General features: G+C 68.6%; 17 protein-coding genes. 5 read left to right on the forward strand and 12 right to left on the reverse strand.

Going from position 1 to position 17057, the window contains the following annotated elements:
- Nucleotides 1-36 precede the first annotated feature (36 nt).
- Complete coding sequence (locus ACWDTS_RS19095) at nucleotides 37-1386, forward strand: MFS transporter (RefSeq protein ID WP_450118811.1); 1350 nt, start codon at nucleotides 37-39, stop codon at nucleotides 1384-1386.
- Nucleotides 1387-1482: 96 nt separating this feature from the next.
- Here the strand turns inward: ACWDTS_RS19095 and ACWDTS_RS19100 are convergent, their stop codons facing one another.
- From ACWDTS_RS19100 to ACWDTS_RS19130, 7 genes are all read right to left on the reverse strand, one after another.
- A complete protein-coding gene (locus ACWDTS_RS19100) occupies nucleotides 1483-2442 on the reverse strand; it encodes a permease prefix domain 1-containing protein (RefSeq protein ID WP_450118812.1) in 960 nt (319 codons plus the stop codon).
- Nucleotides 2439-2804 (reverse strand): PadR family transcriptional regulator, encoded by a 366-nt coding sequence (locus tag ACWDTS_RS19105; protein ID WP_450109921.1) that lies wholly within the window; start codon nucleotides 2802-2804, stop codon nucleotides 2439-2441. The genes ACWDTS_RS19100 and ACWDTS_RS19105 overlap by 4 nt, the downstream gene beginning before the upstream one ends.
- A 68-nt stretch (nucleotides 2805-2872) precedes the next feature.
- Complete coding sequence (locus ACWDTS_RS19110) at nucleotides 2873-4441, reverse strand: polyamine aminopropyltransferase (RefSeq protein WP_450118827.1); 1569 nt, start codon at nucleotides 4439-4441, stop codon at nucleotides 2873-2875.
- The gene (locus ACWDTS_RS19115) at nucleotides 4432-4902 is read right to left on the reverse strand and encodes a DUF350 domain-containing protein (protein ID WP_197251565.1); all 471 of its coding nucleotides are present in this window, start codon (nucleotides 4900-4902) and stop codon (nucleotides 4432-4434) included. The genes ACWDTS_RS19110 and ACWDTS_RS19115 overlap by 10 nt, the downstream gene beginning before the upstream one ends.
- Nucleotides 4903-4931: 29 nt before the next feature.
- Entirely contained in the window at nucleotides 4932-5342 is a 411-nt protein-coding gene (locus tag ACWDTS_RS19120) for a DUF4247 domain-containing protein (RefSeq protein WP_374068655.1), read from the reverse strand.
- On the reverse strand, nucleotides 5330-5836 hold the full coding sequence (locus ACWDTS_RS19125; protein ID WP_248676632.1) for a DUF2617 family protein: 507 nt from the start codon (nucleotides 5834-5836) through the stop codon (nucleotides 5330-5332). The genes ACWDTS_RS19120 and ACWDTS_RS19125 overlap by 13 nt, the downstream gene beginning before the upstream one ends.
- A complete protein-coding gene (locus ACWDTS_RS19130) occupies nucleotides 5833-6423 on the reverse strand; it encodes a DUF4178 domain-containing protein (RefSeq protein ID WP_248676633.1) in 591 nt (196 codons plus the stop codon). The genes ACWDTS_RS19125 and ACWDTS_RS19130 overlap by 4 nt, the downstream gene beginning before the upstream one ends.
- Nucleotides 6424-6646: 223 nt before the next feature.
- Between ACWDTS_RS19130 and ACWDTS_RS19135 the strand changes: the two genes are divergently transcribed.
- Nucleotides 6647-7978, forward strand: coding sequence for a YhgE/Pip domain-containing protein (locus ACWDTS_RS19135; protein ID WP_450118813.1), 1332 nt, complete (start codon nucleotides 6647-6649; stop codon nucleotides 7976-7978).
- Between the two features lie 27 nt (nucleotides 7979-8005).
- On the opposite strand, the gene ACWDTS_RS19140 is transcribed toward ACWDTS_RS19135, so the two are convergent.
- Entirely contained in the window at nucleotides 8006-9037 is a 1032-nt protein-coding gene (locus ACWDTS_RS19140; protein ID WP_450118814.1) for a cytochrome c oxidase assembly protein, read from the reverse strand.
- Nucleotides 9038-9232: 195 nt separating this feature from the next.
- On the opposite strand from ACWDTS_RS19140, the gene ACWDTS_RS19145 reads away from it, so the two are divergent.
- From ACWDTS_RS19145 to ACWDTS_RS19155, 3 genes are all read left to right on the forward strand, one after another.
- Complete coding sequence (locus ACWDTS_RS19145; protein ID WP_450118815.1) at nucleotides 9233-11464, forward strand: MMPL family transporter; 2232 nt, start codon at nucleotides 9233-9235, stop codon at nucleotides 11462-11464.
- Between the two features lie 110 nt (nucleotides 11465-11574).
- Nucleotides 11575-12981 (forward strand): selenium-binding protein SBP56-related protein, encoded by a 1407-nt coding sequence (locus tag ACWDTS_RS19150; protein ID WP_450118816.1) that lies wholly within the window; start codon nucleotides 11575-11577, stop codon nucleotides 12979-12981.
- A gap of 44 nt (nucleotides 12982-13025) precedes the next feature.
- Nucleotides 13026-14615, forward strand: coding sequence for a bifunctional 3'-5' exonuclease/DNA polymerase (locus ACWDTS_RS19155; protein ID WP_450109928.1), 1590 nt, complete (start codon nucleotides 13026-13028; stop codon nucleotides 14613-14615).
- Here ACWDTS_RS19155 and ACWDTS_RS19160 read toward each other — a convergent pair.
- The 4 genes from ACWDTS_RS19160 to ACWDTS_RS19175 are packed head-to-tail and all read right to left on the reverse strand — an operon-like array spanning nucleotide 14564 to nucleotide 17019.
- The gene (locus ACWDTS_RS19160) at nucleotides 14564-15454 is read right to left on the reverse strand and encodes a DNA-3-methyladenine glycosylase family protein (RefSeq protein ID WP_450109929.1); all 891 of its coding nucleotides are present in this window, start codon (nucleotides 15452-15454) and stop codon (nucleotides 14564-14566) included. The two genes, ACWDTS_RS19155 and ACWDTS_RS19160, sit on opposite strands and share 52 nt — an antisense overlap.
- Nucleotides 15451-16038: a methylated-DNA--[protein]-cysteine S-methyltransferase gene (locus ACWDTS_RS19165; RefSeq protein WP_450109930.1), complete on the reverse strand. Its 588-nt coding sequence runs from the start codon at nucleotides 16036-16038 to the stop codon at nucleotides 15451-15453. The genes ACWDTS_RS19160 and ACWDTS_RS19165 overlap by 4 nt, the downstream gene beginning before the upstream one ends.
- Nucleotides 16035-16535: an RNA polymerase sigma factor gene (locus ACWDTS_RS19170; protein ID WP_248674173.1), complete on the reverse strand. Its 501-nt coding sequence runs from the start codon at nucleotides 16533-16535 to the stop codon at nucleotides 16035-16037. Before ACWDTS_RS19170 ends, ACWDTS_RS19165 begins: the two co-directional genes overlap by 4 nt.
- On the reverse strand, nucleotides 16522-17019 hold the full coding sequence (locus ACWDTS_RS19175; RefSeq protein ID WP_248674174.1) for a methylated-DNA--[protein]-cysteine S-methyltransferase: 498 nt from the start codon (nucleotides 17017-17019) through the stop codon (nucleotides 16522-16524). The genes ACWDTS_RS19170 and ACWDTS_RS19175 overlap by 14 nt, the downstream gene beginning before the upstream one ends.
- Between the last annotated feature and the right edge of the window lie 38 nt (nucleotides 17020-17057).

Below are 17057 nucleotides of genomic sequence, written 5' to 3' on the forward strand. Positions count from 1 at the left end.
ACCCTTCCCGAATCTCCAACCTCGAAAGGATCCGTCATGGGATCACCGACTGTCACCAGGACCGACGTACCGCCGGGCTCGATCGTCACCGACCAGCCACCCAGATCCAGCTTCAAGCGCGTCCTCACCGGCAGCATGGCCGGTGCCGTGCTCGAGTGGTACGACTTCGCGATCTACGGCATCCTCGCCGCGACCGTCCTCGGTCCGCTCTTCTTTCCCGGGGACAGCGGCGTCGCCAAGCTGCTGCTGGCGCTGGCCACGCAGGGTCTCGGCTTCGTCGCCCGCCCGTTGGGCGGCATCGTCTTCGGACACCTCGGTGACAAGTTCGGCCGCAAGCCGATGCTGGTTGCCACGTTCCTCATGCTGGGCACCGCGACCGCGGCGATCGGTCTGCTTCCCACCTACGACCGAATCGGCATCTGGGCAACGGTCCTGCTGGTCGTGCTGCGCATGATCCAGGGCTTCGCGCTCGGCGGCGAGTTCGGTGCCGCAGTGCTGCTGGTCAGCGAATACGGCGAGCCGAAGAAGCGCGGCTTCTGGGCCTCATGGCCACAGGCAGGTGCTCCGATGGGCACCGTCCTCGCGACCATCGTGGTATCGACGATCGGCTTCTTCCTCTCGGACCAAGCATTCGACCAGTGGGGCTGGCGCGTCGCCTTCCTCTTCGCGATCCCGCTGCTGATCATCGGCTTCTGGGTGCGCCGCGGCGTCGAAGAGTCGCCCGTATTCAAGGCCGCACAGGAACAGGCCGCGAAGGCCCCGGCTGCGCAGGAGCGGTCCTCGATCCTCGAGGCGTTGTCGCGTCCGCGTGCCGTCCTCACCGGTCTGGGCATGCGCCTCGGCGAGAACATCGCGTTCTATGTCTACACGGTCTTCGTCATCGCGTACGCCACCACGTACTTCGACTTCCACCGCGGCGACATCATCATGGCGGTGACGTGCGCCTCGCTGTTCCAGTTCGTCGGCATGATCGGCGGCGGTGCATGGTCCGATCGGGTGGGTCGCAAGACCGCGATGCTCGTGCCGGCGATCGTCCTCGTCGTATGGGCTCCGGTGTTCTTCTGGCTGGTCCAGCTCGAGAGTTTGCCGATGCTGTGGATCGGTGTGTGCGTGGGTGCGCTCTTCCACGGCATGCTCGCCGGACCGGAGGCCGCGTGGATCACCGAACTGTTCCCGACGCGCTACCGCTACGCCGGATCGTCACTGGTCTTCCAGGGCTCGTCGATCATCGCCGGTGCCCCGGCGCCGTTCATCGCGGTCTGGCTGATCGAGAACTTCGGTGTCGGCACGGTTGTCGGCTACCTGGTGATCACGATGGCGATCACGGTGATCGCCCTCACCCTGAGCCGAGAAACGAAGGGCGTGGATCTCGACGAAGTCGCGTGACCTTTCGAAATTCCTCCGGCGAACTGCTTCCCGAAGGCCGGGCCGAGAAATTCGGTTCCGGTCTCCGGGGAGCAGTTTCACATTCGCGGTCGGGTACTAACAGGCGTGAGTCCCCCTGTCCCGCAGCGCCTTCACCCACCCTTCGCCGATGTCCCACACCGCGACGAGAGCGACCACGACGATCACCGCCGTCGAAGCGGCGCTGGCCGAGTCCGTCGCTTCGCCGAACGCGGCGACGAGATAGTCGGGGTTGAACAGTTCGTCGCTCGCGGCGAGCCAAATGACCGGCAATGTGAACAGCAGGCTGAGGACCGTGTTGATCACCGCCATGGAAATCGTCCATCCGCCGATGGCGTAGAGGACGACTTCGAAGACGGCGCTGAGCACCAGCAGGACGAGCAACGCCGGGATCCAGAACGACCAGAGATCGGGGTCGAGAATCGCGATTGCCGATCCGTCGTCGGATCGGAATCCGGAATAGGTTCGCTGGAGGATCAGGAACACGAACAGGAACACGTAGATCGCAACCGTGAACACGGTGTCGGACAACGGCACTCGTCGAGATTCGTCCACCTGCGGAAGCCGATCGACGGTCCACGCGCCCGTCGGATTCGCGACCGAAGCGCCGGTGCGTTCGAGCACGGCGAAGACGACGGTCGTCCAGAAGGCGATGTGCAGCGCGACCGTCCCCGCCGTCCAGATTCCGGACCCGAGTGCCGAGATCGCCGAGGCTCCGTCGAGGACATCCAGCACCAGCACGACGACGCCGGGGATCGGCGCGATCCACAGGAGCACCGACAGCAGCCGTCGCCAGTCCAGATACAGTTCCGGCCCGATGAGGTAGAGCGGCCGCTCCGAGTATTCGGCGGCGAGACGGGCCGGGTCACCGAGTTCGGTGAGCACGCGTTCTTCGGCTTCGGCCGGGTCGGAACCGGACTCGACCCGCGCGTCGACGGCGTCGGTGATCGACGCACGCAGTTCGCGGTCGATGTCGTCGCGCTTGTCCACCGGGATACTGCGCAAGGTCGCGGCGACGTAGCGATCGGTGAGAGTCATGGTGCGCCTCCTTCGGTGGTGGGTGGGGCGGTCCCGCGATCGAGCGCTTCGAGACTGCGACCGAGTGCCGTCCATTCCCGCAGCAACTCCGTCGCGAGTTCCTCGCCCGCGGCGGACGTTCGATAGAACTTGCGCGGTCGCGATTCGTCGGTGTTCCACTCGCTGACGAGCAGCCCTTGCTTCTCGAGCCGCCGGAGCAGCGGATACAGCGTGTTCGCCTCGACGGCGAAACCCGCATCGGCCAGCGCTTCGAGCAGTCCGTAGCCGTACCCGGGCGTGCGCAACATCAACAAGCTGGCGACCACGACGGATCCGCGGCGCACTTCCTGTCCGTGTACGGCGACGACCTCGGGATCGAGCATGTCCAACACGATAGTGTGTGTCACACACTATTGCAACGGACGCAGGTGGCTCGGGTCCTGCAGGTGACTCAGCGTTCGTAGCCGCGCCGCATGTCGTCGACGATGCGCGGGCGGTCCAATGTCGAGGGTTCGAGGGAGCGCCGTTCGCGGTCCAGCGGGAACACCGCCGCCGCCGCGAGGGTCGCGGGATCGAGGAAGCGCCGCGGCGCGGCCGTCGGCGACAACGCGAGTTCCGGTGCGGTGCCCACCTGCGCCAGGGTGAATCCCCAGTCCCCGAAACTCGGCACGTACACGTGATAGGGCGTGACCCCCAGGCCCGCCGCTTCGACGCTGGCCACCGTCCGCCAGAACGCATCCGGCGTCGAATACGGACTGCCCGACTGCACGACGAGCAGGCCGTTCGGATTCAGGGCCGCAGCGGCCAGTCCGTAGAACTCCGTGGAGTAGAGCCGACCCAGCGCCGGGGTGTCCGGGTCGGGCAGGTCCACGATCACCGCGTCGAACCCGCCGCCGCTGCGTTCGCGCAGCCACCGGAACGCGTCGTCGATCACGAGGGTGAGCCGATCATCCTGCAGCGCAGCCGCATTGAGATCCCGCAGGCGGGTGTTCGCCAGATCAATGACCGCGGGGTCCAGTTCGATCTGCACGATCTCGCGAACGGTGTCGTGGCGCAACACCTCTCGTGCCGCGAGACCGTCACCACCGCCGAGGATCAGCACCCGCTCGGGGTTGCGCGCCAGCGCCGGGTACACCAGCGCCTCGGTGTAGCGGTGTTCGTCGCGGCTCGAGAACTGCAGGTCCCCGTCGAGGTACAACCGCACGTCGCCGGCACGATCGGTGACGACGATCTCCTGGTATTGCGAACGCTGCGCGAACACCACCGGATCGGGGTACAACCGCTGCCGCGACGTCGTCTCGATATCGGCGGCGCGCACCAGCAGCCACCCCAGCACGGCGGCCGCGAGCAGCAACGCGGCGACCGCCAGTATCCGTGCGGCCGGCCGCAACTGCCCGCGCAACAGGAACAGTGCCGCGACCGCCGCGGCACCCAGGTTCACCATCCCGGTCAGCGCCGCACCGCGGATCAGCCCGGCCATCGGCAGCAGAATCAGCGGCCACACCAGCCCACCCAGCAACGCGCCCGCATAGTCGGCGGCGTTGAGATTCGCCAGCACCTTCCCGGTTTCGCGGGCGTCGGAGTCCCGGCCGGTCTGCAGCAACGTCATCAGCAGCGGCACCTCGGCGCCGACGAGCATGCCGATCGCCGCGGTCGCGACGACGAGCACCCACGTCGACGAGCCGACGAACGTGAACGCGACGTACAGCGCCGCCGCGCTGAGTCCCCCGACGAGCCCGAGCACCACCTCGACACCGACGAAGGCCTGCGCCGCGTACGGCAGCAGCGGCTTGGCGAGCAGCGCTCCGGCACCGAGGGCCGCGACGAAACCGGCTACGATCAACGATGTTTCGGTGATGCCGCCGCCGGTCAGGCTCACCGACAGGGTGAGCAGCGCCAGTTCGTACACCAGACCGCACGCCGCGCACGCCGCCACCGCGGCGAGCAGCACCACCCGCGCCCGGCGACCGAGGGGCCGCGCCGCGGTGATCGGTTCCGGATCGAGAATCGTCACGACAATGCGGCGGCGTTGACCAGGCCGACGGAGACGAGCGTGACCGCGACGGCCCATGCCGCCCCACTCATGTGGGGTTCACCGACCAACGACACGAGACGCCCGGGCAGCGCCCGATTCATGATCACCAGCGCCACCGCCTGCAGCACGATTCCGACGAGTCCGTAGACGGCCGAATCCACCAGGCCCTGCGCGAATCCGTCGGAGCTGGTGAGGATCGCGGTGACCACGATGATGGCGAGCGCGAGATGGTTGGCACCGAGCAGCAACGCCGCGTTCGGGTTTCGGTCCACGTACACCTGGTGACGCAGATTACCGGGGGTCAGTGCGTCGAGCACGGCGAATCCTGCTGCCAGGACACCGATTCCGACGACGAAGTAGGCGAGTGTCGCGAGGACGCCGCCGACCAGCAGGACCGGGTCGACGGTGCCGATCTCGATGTCCGCAGCCAACCAGGTGACGGTCATGTTCTGTACTCCCGAATAGGTGTTCGCGGTCATTTTGCGTCTCCCGATCCGCCCGAGGTGTTCCCGGCTGCGGGTGATCCCGGCGTGAATCCCGGTCCGAGATAGGCGTATCCGCCACTGCTGTAGCGGCCGCCGAGGTCTTCGACGGTGATGGTGCTGCCGCCGCCGGGGGCCGCGCCGACGGTGACGATGTCGTCGTCGTACCGCAGGTACTCGCGACCACCGTCCGCGCTGCGTGCCGCCGGTTCCATCTCGTCGACGATGTTCGCCACCGTGATGCCCACAGGATCCGGGCTGTAGTAGGTGGCGACGTCTCCGTTCCTGTCGCGCAGTTCGTAGGTGTCCGCGAGCCAGTCCCGGACCGGCGCACCACAACCGGCGACTGCCAGTGCCATCGCGCCGAGCACGATCAGGGCGAACATGCGTTTCACGGCTGCCACACGCTCTCGGTCTCGACGATCACCGACTCGTCCCGGTAGGGATACAGATGCCAGGTGCGCCAATGCCAGTGGCCTCCGGTAGCGGCGGCGGTCAGGACGGTGAGTGCGTCGCGGTCGCCGGGGAACTCGGCGCACAGCCAGCCGGACCGTCCGGCGGCCCCGGTGCGCAGCATCTCGGCGCGGCGGCCGAGCGCCCGTCGGGAGACCGTCTCGATGTGGCTGGTGAACCGGTAGCCCTGCCGGTGTTCGACGTCGGGCAACGGCCGGCCACCCGCTGCGATCGCGTCGCACGACACCTGCTCGGTGAGGGTGCGGCCGCGCGCGGTCGCGGTGACGACGTGCGAGGCGCCGAGCACCCCGAGGGTCAGCTCCCCCGCTGCAGGATCGGTCAGATTCAACTCCACGAGCGGACGCGGCGCCGGGGCATCGACGACGAGACCCAGTTGCCCCGCCGAGACGTCCCGGGTCTCGACGTCGAGCAGATGCACACTCATTGCGCGGGACCGGCGTGGATGACGGTGAGCTCGCTGCGGGTGACGGCGCGCCCGGTGGACACCTCCCACGACGCGGTGCGCGCCCACCGTTCGAACGACAGCAGGCCGGCGCGGTCGGCCGTCGCGTAGTCGGCGTAGTCGACGGTGCCCGTCGGCGCGGTGCCGGTCGTTCCCTCCGCGGTGAACCGCGCGGTGCCGCGTTCGATCTGCCGGTACACGCGGTCGTCCAGGATCACGTCGCCGTTCGGTTCCAGACCGGTGCCCTCGCGACGCATCCACAGTGTCATCTCGAGTTCACCCTCGTCGTTCTCGACGGTCAGCCAGCGACGGCCGGTCGAGCCGTCGAGCAGGTGTTCGTGCCAGCGGTATCCCTCCTCGTCGAGGGTGATGGTGCCGCGCACGACGTGGTCGATGCCCGCGTAGGTGATGATGTCGCCCACCCCGATGGTGTACGGGTCCCACACCTCCGGATAGTCCGCGAGCGGATCGACCCGAGCGGCCGGTGTCGTCCTGCGTGTCCGGACCACGACGACGAGCGTCGCCACCACGACGACCGCGATCAGAACAGCGATCAATATCTCGGTCACAGCTGAAAATCCCCCTCGGATGTATGTCCGGGCCGACCCTACCGGGGTGGAGTGAGGCATCTCGCGTCATGGGTTACGCCGTGGTTCTCGACACCAGGGGTTCGCCGGAGGTCGGTTTCGAGGGGGTGGGTGTGCACAATCTATGGGCCGGACCATCGGCCCGGTACACGTGGACGAAGGACCTCGCCACACGCTGTTCGCCGCCATCCCCCGGAAGGCCGGAATGAGTTCCACCGAGAACATCGTCGATCCGCATCACGACACCCTGCGCGGTCCGCGCTTCTGGGTCGGACCGATTGTCGTGGTGGCCGCCTTGATGGCGGCGCTCGCCTATCTGTACCTCGGCAGCATGATCAGCCCCGCCGATCACCTGCGGAAATTCCCGATGGCGATCGTCAATCAGGACGTCGGCGACGTGATGCCAGGATCGGACGCCCGCCGGAACCTCGGTGACGAGATCACCGCCGGGATCCTCGACGGCATCGACCCCGAGCGCATCGACATGCAGCCGATGGGTATCTCGGCGATGAACTCCGGGCTCGACAACGGCACGCTGTACGGCGCGATCGTCATCCCCAGCGACTTCACCAAGCGCACCTCGATCCTCGCGCAGGCCAGCGTCGTGCCCGGCGACATCGAGAAACCGATCATCACGGTCTACACCAACCCGCGTACCGGCACGTTCGGCACGAACATCACGCAGACCATCGCCAACCAGGCCATGGCCATGGTGAACGCCACGATCGGCGAACAGCTCACCCGCACGGTCGAGGACACCCTCGCGACCTCGGCACCGGACCTGCAACTGTCCGGCGGCAGCCGGATCACGCTGGCCGACCCCATCAATGTGCTCACCGTCCCGCACAAGCCGCTGCCCGACAACACCGGCGCCGGCCTGTCCGCGTTCTACTACACGCTGCTGCTGATCCTCGCCGGTTTCACCGGCGGCATGATCGTCAACACGATGGTCGACCAGGCGCTCGGCTTCCAGCCCGCCGAGTACGGCCCGCGGTTCATCGCCCGCGAGACGACCCACCTGTCCCGGATGCGGGTGCTGCTCATCAAGTGGGGAATCATGTTCGTCGTCGCGATGATCGTCTCGGCCCTGTATCTGTGGATCGGCACCGCGCTCGGTATGCCGTTCCCGCGCGCACTACTGATGTGGGAGTACGGCACCCTCGCGATCACCGCCGTCGGGGTGACCGCACTGGCCGTGGTGTCGATCTTCGGTCAGGCCGGTCTGCTCGTGAACCTGCTGCTGTTCATCGTGCTCGGCCTGCCGTCGTCCGGCGGCACGGTGCCCCTCGAGGCGATGCCGCCGCTGTTCGATTGGCTCTCGACGTTCGAGCCGATGCACCAGATGTACATCGCGACCCGCGCGATCCTGTACTTCGACGGCCGCGGTGCCGCCGGGCTGGCGCACGGCGTGTGGATGACGCTGCTGGGCCTGGCGATCGGACTGGTGCTCGGCGCGGTGATCACGATGATCTACGACAAGCGCGGGTTCCACCGTCGCCACGATGTCCCGGAGGTGTCGGCCCCTATCGGCGGGTGACCGCTCCCCGCACGGTGCAGGAGCGGGTCATCGCTCCCGGCGGAACCGCTCCTGCATCTGCGGGTCGCTCTCCCACCAGAGTCCCTGCACAGCGGACGGTTCTCGATCGGCCCCGGCGACACCCGAGCGGTCCGGACCGGATCGCCGGGCCGCGTCGCGTTCCAAGGTGTCACGTTCCATGGCGTCGTGTTCCATCGCGTCGAGTTCGGCGTCCACGGCCGCCGCGTTGGCCCGTTCGTCGAGCGTGAGTGCCCGCATCAGCACCAGCAGGAACGGGATGCCGATGACGTCGCCGAGGATCGACAGCATGCCCGCACCGATGATCTGGTCGGTGCGCAGATCCGGCCCCCAGGTCCGGGCGATCTGCTCGTAGTGCTCGACGGCGACGAGCGGTCCGAACCAGAGGACCAGGCCGAGGAGACCGTCACCGATCACTTCGACCACTGCGATCGTCATGGAGATCATCTGGGAGAAACGACGCGGCACCGGGTCCACCTGGATCCGGGAGTAGAAGTACCCGAAGCCGACCAGGACCAGCACTAGCCGGGTGATCTGGTCGACCCAGGAATGGGTGAGGACCGCGGGATACCAGCCGGTGAGGTACAGCAGCCACGGGGTGGCGAGCATGGCGACCGAGGTCGTCGCGGGATGCGCGAGGATTCGCGCGCCGCGGCCGGACACGGCAGCGTCCACTCGCTGCCGACCGGTGGGTCCGAGTGCGCCGCGCAGCACCGTCACGGGTTTGCCCAGCGCCAGGCCGAACGGCACGACCAGCAGCAGGAGCACGACCTGCAGGGCGCGAACCCAGAACAGGGTGTCGGCGTACACACCGATGAAGCTCGTCGCGGCGACCGCCCACGTCGCGCAGCCGAGGAGCAGGAAGCAACAGGCCCGTCCCCGTCCCCGCCCCACGCCCGTGCCTGCACGCGTCTGCCGGAAATGCGCGCGCCCGTATCCCCATGCCAGAGCGGCGGTGACAGCCAGTGTGGGGATGTCCCACTGCCATGAACCGATAGCGGTGGACAGCGTCAGCGGAGTCTCGACGATCGACACCGCCACATTGTGCGCCCACGTGACAACGCCCGACCGCTCCGGGCTACGGACATTTACCGCCCTTGACCTTGCCTTTTGAACACGAATGGCCGCCGACGCCACCCTCTCACCCGTTCACGGAAGCAATGGTCGAGCGGTCCCGGCTCCGGCGTGTTGTACTGGGTGCCACGCGTCTACCGACCGGACGATTCAGGGGGCCCGATGGCCGAATCGGTATCGACGGAAACACGGAGCGACGACGGATCGATTCCGCCGCCACGGCGAAAGCTGCCGATCTTCACGATCGTCGCACTCGCGATCGTGGCGTTCCTCGTCGGCGGCATCGGCGGGTCGTTCCAGGCCAAACTCACCGAGGTCCAGAAGAACGACAACGCCTCGTTCCTGTCACGCACCGCGGAATCGACGCTCGTCGCCGACGAGACGGAACGATTCGTGCCCGTCCAGTCCCTGCCGGGTTCCGTGGTGTTCCACCGCGACAGCGGCCTGACCGACGCGGACCGTGCCGCCGTTGAATCCGCGCGCACCGCGATCGCCGGAGTGGAGGGTGTCGACGTCGAGGGCATGACCCCGACCGCATTCTCCGCCGACGGCACCACCGCCGCGGTGCCCGTGCCGCTTCTCGCCAGCCGTGACGGCACCGACGTCACCGGCGATCAGCTCGTCGCCACCGAGGAGGCGGTGCTCGACGCCGCGCGCACCGCCGTCGGCGACACCGGGCTCGCGGTGTATCCGGCCGGGGTCGGCGGGTTGCTCACCGCATTCATCGGCGCATTCGAGGGCATCGACAGCTCGCTGCTGCTGACGGCGCTCGCGGTGGTCGTGCTGATCCTGCTCGTCGTCTACCGCTCCCCCGTGCTGTGGGTGTTTCCGCTGTTGTCGGCGCTGCTCGCCCTCGGCATGGCGTCGATGATCGTGTACTTCCTCGCGAAGGCCGACATACTCACCCTCAACGGGCAGAGCCAGGGCATCCTGTTCGTCCTCGTGATCGGTGCCGGCACCGACTACGCCCTGTTGCTGGTGTCGCGCTACCGCGAGGAACTGCACACCTACCCGAACCGGTTCGACGCGATGATCCGCGCGTGGCGGGAGTCGGTGGGGGCTATCACTGCTTCTGCGGCGACCGTGACCGTGGCGCTGCTGTGCCTGATGTTCTCCGAGCTCAATTCCAACAAGGGTCTCGGGCCGGTCGCGGCGATCGGCATCGCTTGCACCTACCTGGTGATGATGACGTTTTTGCCGGTGTCGCTGGCGGTCGCGGGCCGGTGGGTGTTCTGGCCGCGGCGGCCGATGCCCGATCATGCCGTCGACCTCGCCACGCACGGGATGTGGGGGCGGATCGCGTCGTGGGTGGGCCGGCACGACCGGCCGGCGTGGATCGGCACCACCCTCGCGCTGCTCGTGCTGTTCGCCGCGGGCATCGGCAGCCTGCACACCGACGGGCTCACGACCACCGAGAGTTTCACGACGAAACCGGACGCGGTGACCGGCCAGGAGCTCTATGCCCAGAAGTTCTCCCCCGGCGCCGGCGCACCCGCGGTCGTCACCGCGAACGCCGACACCGCCGATGACGTGATCGCGGCGATCTCCGGGGTCGAGGGCATCGCGACCGGTCCGGGCGCGGTGTGCCCGCAGATCGACTATGCGAAGGCGCGGGCCCTGCTCGCCGCGAACCCGGGTCTTGCGTCCGCGCCGGTTCAGGGATGTCCGCCCGCGGCGCTGACCGTCGCCCCGATCGACGGTCGCACCATGATCAACGCCGAGCTCGCCAACTCCTACGATTCACCCGCGGCGCTCGCCACGATCGAACGGCTGCGCGACGCCGTGCACGCCGTACCCGGCGCCGACGCGCGGGTCGGCGGCACCACGGCCGCGACACTGGACGTGCAGCAGTCCTCGGTGCGCGACCGGAACCTCATCATCCCGATCGTTCTGGTCGTTATCTTCGTGGTTCTGTCCGTGCTGCTCCGGTCGCTGCTCGCGCCACTGCTGCTCATTGTGACGGTGGTGCTGTCGTTCGCGACGGCCCTCGGTGTCAGCGGCTTCTTCTTCACGCACGTCTTCGGATTCGCCGGCGCCGATCCAGCGTTCCCCCTGTTCGCCTTCGTGTTCCTCGTGGCGCTGGGCATCGACTACAACATCTTCCTGATGACGCGGGTTCGCGAGGAAACCGTCCAGCACGGCACCCGATCCGGAGTGCTGCGCGGGCTGGCCGTGACCGGCGGTGTCATCACCTCCGCGGGTGTGGTGCTGGCCGCGACATTTTCGGTGCTCGGAATCCTTCCGCTGGTGTTCCTCGCCGAGATCGGTTTCACGGTCGCGTTCGGGGTGCTGCTCGATACCATCGTGGTGCGCAGCATTCTCGTCCCGGCCCTGTCCCACGACCTCGGCCGGATCATCTGGTGGCCGTCGGCGATGGCTCGCGGACGCCCGTAGGGCTTTTCCGACGAATGCTTCGCCCAGACGACGGTGCTCACCACGGTTCCGCCCCTCGGGCGGTTCTCGTACTCTGTGAAATGGGGTTTTCCTCAACGAAGGAGGCTGCAATGAGTCAGCCGATCATGGACCCGACCTTCTATCGGACGGCAGCGGACGCGGCCGCCGCCCCGCCGGAGCGATTGGCCTACGTGGCCGCGTTCGATCGCGCGGCGGACAAGCCCGACGCGATGAGCGTGATCGACGTGGATCCCGACTCGGACACCTACGGCCGGGTGGTGGGCTGGACCGAGGTTCCCGGGCTGGGCAACGAGCTGCATCATTTCGGCTGGAACGCCTGCAGCAGCGCGTTGAAACACGAGGGCCACGATATGGCGGGGTTGGCGCGCCGATACCTGATCGTCCCGGGTCTGCGCTCGTCTTCCCTCTACGTGCTCGACACCCAGCCCGACCCGCGTCAACCCACCGTGACCAGGGTCGTGGACGCCGTCGACCTCGCCGCCAAGGCAGGCTACTCCCGGCCGCACACGTTGCATTGCGGGCCGGACGGCGTGTTCATGACCTGCCTGGGCGGTGCCGACGGATCGGACGGCCCGGGCGGGATCGCCCTGCTCGATCACGGCACGTTCGACGTGCTCCGTCAATGGGAAACCGACCGGGGGCCACAATATTTCGCGTACGACGCTTGGTGGCATCTCAACCAGAACACGCTGATCAGCAGCGAATGGGGCACACCGTCGATGATCGAGGACGGGTTGGTACCCGAGCTGCTGCTGGCGAACGAGTACGGCCATGCGATTCACTTCTGGGACCTGTCCACGGGCGCGCACCAGCAGCGAGTGGACCTCGGCGCGCAGCACCAGATGCCGCTCGAGCTGCGCCCCTCGCACGACCCGGAGGCCACGTGGGGTTTCGTCGGCGTAGTCGTCTCGACCGAGGACCTGTCCGCGTCGGTATGGCGTTGGCACCGTGACGATGGCGGCTGGGCAGTGGACAAGGTGATCACCATCGCCGCCGAGCCGGCCGAGCCGGACCTGCTGCCGCCGGCGCTGAAGCCGTTCGGAGCGGTGCCTCCGCTGATCACCGACATCGACCTGTCCGTCGACGACGCGTTCCTCTACGTCTCGTGCTGGGGCACCGGCGAACTCAAGCAGTTCGACGTGCGCGACCCCGCCCACCCGAGGCAGACCGGGTCCGTCCGGCTCGGCGGAATCGTCGGGCGCGGCGCACATCCGGCGGTACCGAGCGAGCCGCTGTCCGGCGGTCCACAGATGGTCGAGATCAGCCGGGACGGTAAGCGGGTCTACGTCACCAACTCCCTGTACGGCGCCTGGGACGACCAGTTCTACCCGGAGGGGGTCGGCGCCTGGATGGCACTGCTGCACACCGACCCTCGCGGCGGGATGGCCATCGACGAGCGCTTCTTCCCACACGGCGAGGACTTTCGGGGCCTGCGGGCGCACCAGGTTCGCCTCCAGGGTGGCGACGCTTCGTCCGATTCCTACTGCTACCGGTAGCGACCGCCGGCGGGAATGTCGGAGGGTGCGGGCACACTGGACCGATGCGAATGGTCGTGGTCCCCGACGCCGCTGCGGGCGGTGAGACGCCGGGCGCGAGCATCGTCGCCGTCGACGACGCCGGTGGTCCGCTGGGCGCGGTGACCCGGCATCGCGATCTCGCCGAGGCCGTGCGCGACATCGAGGCCGCGGATCGTCCCCGATGGGTCTGGTCGAACACCGCCGCCGTGTATCCGGCGCTGTTGCGCGCCGGCGTGCGGGTTCAGCGATGCCACGACCTCGCGACCACCCGCGCGATCCTGGGCATGCGCGCGGGTGTGCCGGTTCCCCTGGGCGACGAGCCGATCGACGACCGCCCCGGCCTGTTCGACGCGGCGCCCGCCGCCGACCCGAACGCGGTGATCACAGAATTCACCGAGCACCGGACGGCGCTGGCCGGCAACGCCCGGCTCGAACTGCTGGTGGCGGCGGAATCGGCGGGCACCCTCGCGGCCGCCGAGATGGGATTCGACGGACTGCCGTTCTCCGCCGACGCGCACCGGCGGCTACTCGAGGACGCGCTGGGGCCACGGCCGCTCGGATACGACCTGCCCGTGCGGATCGCGGAGTTGAACGAGCGGATCGGGGACGCCTTCGGCCGTCGGCTCAATCCCGCTTCCCCCGCCGAGGTGATCGACGCGTTCCGCCGCGCCGGAATCGAGCTGACGTCGACCCGCAAGTGGGTGCTGCGGGAAATCGACCATCCCGCCGTGCCGTTGCTGCTGCAACACCGCGACCTGTCGAAGCTGTTCAGCGCCAACGGGTGGCAGTGGCTCGACACCTGGGTACGCGGGTCGCGGTTCCGGCCCGTGTACGTGCCGGGCGCGGTGGTGTCGGGCCGGTGGGCCAGCCGCGGCGGCGGCGCACTGCAGATTCCGAAATCATTGCGGTCCAGTGTGATTGCCGACCCCGGGCACACATTCGTGATCGCCGACGCCGGGCAGCTCGAACCACGGATCCTCGCGGCGATCTCGGGCGATCCCCGCATGGTCGCCGCGGCCGGCGCCGACGATCTGTATGCACCGGTCGCGGCGGACGTGTTCGGCGGCGACCGTGGCAAGGCGAAGGTCGCGATTCTCGCCGTCCTGTACGGCGGGACATCCGGCGACGCGCGCCCGCTGTTGCCCTTGCTGCGCAGTCGTTTTCCGATCGCCGTCGATTATGTGGAGCGGGCTGCCCGCGCCGGTGAACGTGGCGAGGTGGTGCATTCGTGGCTGGGACGGGCGTGCCCACCGCCGGAGGACGGTTTCCACGAGCACGGTGATGCACGGGCGCGTGGTCGCTTCACTCGCAATTTCGTCGTGCAGGCCACCGCCGCCGAGTGGGCACTGTGCGTGCTCGCCGAACTGCGCCGACGACTCATGACGGACCCGGATCGTACCGTCGGCGAACTGGTGTTCTTCCAGCACGACGAGCTGGTGGTACACACCCGCAACCCGGATGCTGCGGCCGCGCACCTCCAGGCGTCGGTCGCGGTCGCGACGCGATTGTTGTTCGGCGACACTGCCGTCCGATTCCCGATGAAGATGTCGGTACGGACCTCCTACGCCGAGGGCGACGAACCGACACCGGACGATGCCGAGGACGCCGAATAGACGGCTTCGGTCCACAGGTGCGTCGCGGCGTAGGCACGCCACGGGCTCCACGATTCGGCGCGGGCTTCGGCTTCACGGGCCGTCGCGACTCCGAGCGCGCGCCGCAGCACCAGGTCGCCGGACGGGTAGGCGTCGCGGTCGCCGAGGGCACGCACCGACAGGTAGTCGACGGTCCACGGCCCGATTCCCGGCAGCGCCAGCAGCTCGGTCCGGAACTCCGGCAACGACGGGTGCAGGCCGTCGGCGACAGCACGGGCCAGGACCCGCACGGTCCGTGCACGCGACCGGGTCAGCCCCACAGCGGCGCGCAGTTCGTCGGGGTCGGCGTCGGCGAGCCGGTGTGGCAGCGGGAAGCACGTGTATCCCTGCGGCGCGGGGTCGCCGTAGGCCGCGACGAGCCGCGCGGTGAACGTGCACCCGGCCGCGACGCTGACCTGCTGGCCGATCACCGTCTGCACCGCCGTCTCGAACCAGTGGGTGGAGCCGAGCACCCGCAGCCCGGGACGCGCCGCCACCAGCGGCGCAAGCAGCGGGTCGACGCTCAGCGCGGTGTCGACGGCGACCGGGTCGGCGTCGAGATCGAGCCAGCGGCGCACAGCCTGCTCGAGTGCCGGGACGTCGCCGCGGTGGGTTGTATCGATCTCCGCCCGCACGATAGCGGTGTCGCCCAGCGTGACGGTGACGACGGCCGGGCCGAGTTCGCCGCGCACCGCCCGCGTGTGGGTGCCGAGGGCCGCGTCGTGTCGTCCGAGACCGGGCACGGTGTGACCGCGCAACGCCGCGAGCAGCGGCGCCGTCGCGAACGGCCCGGTCACCGGAAGGTCGACGACGGCGCTCACGCCGACGACTCCAGCTGCAACAGTGCGCGTTTGGCGTCGACACCGCCGACGTACTGCCCGATCCCGCCGTCGCTGCGCACCACCCGGTGACACGGAACGATCACCGGCAGAGGATTTTTCGCGCATGCGGTGCCCACGGCCCGGACCGCGCGGGGACTACCCGAGGCCGCGGCGACCTCCGCATAGCTCGCCGTGTGCCCGTAGGCGATGGTCGGTAGATGCACGATGACATCGCGTCGGAATCCGGTGGCGAGCCGCAGATCCAGCGGAAGGTCGAAGGTGTGGCGACGGCCGTGGAAGTACTCGTCGAGCTGTCGTGCCGCGGAGTCGAGCCGCGCGGGTGCTTCGAGGATGCGCGGACTGATCCGGGCGGCGAGGTCGTCGAGGATGTCGTCGTATCCATCGGATGCGAACGCGACCCGCACGATTCCGGCGCCGGTCGCGGCGACGAGCAGCGGTCCGACGGGCGAATCGACGACACGATAGGCGAGGTCGAGCAGACCGGCGGCTTCGGCGTCGACGACGAGGCGGGTGTGCAGCCACGCGAGATCCGTCGTGGACACCTCGGGGCGGGGAAGGTTCATCGCCGGGCTCCTGTCTCGAGCTGGTAGTGACGGCGCAGCGCGGCCCGTCCGTCGGCTGCGGCACGGCGGGCCGCGTCGGTGCTGTTCCCGAGGATCTCGGCGATCTCCGCGTACGGCAGACCCGCGACGTGGTGGTAGACGACGGCGGCGCGCTGTGTGAACGGCAGCGCCGCGACCGCCTGCCACAGTTCGTCGTCGCCGGAGCCTGGGATACCGGTGGAAGCCGGCCGCTCCGGCAGGGTCTCGGTGGGCACCGGGATGCGGGCGCGGACGCGGTGCACGTCGATCGCCTTGCGATGCGCGATGGTCACGAGCCACGCCTCGACATTGCGGCCGGGCTCGAGGTCCGGGTAGGCCCGCAATGCCGCGAGGAACGTTTCGGACCAGGCGTCGTCCGCGTCGACCGGCCCGAGCAGTGCCCGGCACACCCGCAGCACGGTCGCGCCGTGCGTCGCGACCACCCGTTCGAACGGCGGTAGCCGGTCAGGCCGGGGCATGAACGGTCCGGAACTCGCGGTCGAGGAGGAACCGTTTGCGATCGAGCCCACCCGCGTAACCGGTGAGGGTGCCGTCGCTGCCGATGACACGGTGGCACGGCACCACGATGCTCACCGGGTTCCGGCCGTTGGCCGCGGCGACCGCGCGGATCGCCGTGGGGCGACCGATCGCCGCTGCCAATTCCGCATACGTGCACGTGGAGCCGTACTCGATCGCGCGCAGCGCGGCCCAGACGCTGCGCTGGAACTCCGTTCCCACGAGCGTGAGCGGCATCGTGAACTCGGTGCGGTCCCCGGCGAAATACTCGTCGAGTTGCTCGCGGACCTGCTCGAAGCCGCGTTCGGTCTGCGAACCGAAGGTCGCCGGATCGGGACGATGCCGATGCTCGGCGAGGTACAGGCCGCTGAGTGCTCCGTCCGTCTGCACCAATGTCAGCGGTCCGATCGGTGAGTCGATGAACGTGTGGGTTCGCGTCGCGTTCACGGGTTCGATCCTTCCATCCGTCGTATACCGGGTAGACG

It is taken from the genome of Rhodococcus sp. NPDC003383, from assembly GCF_053589115.1.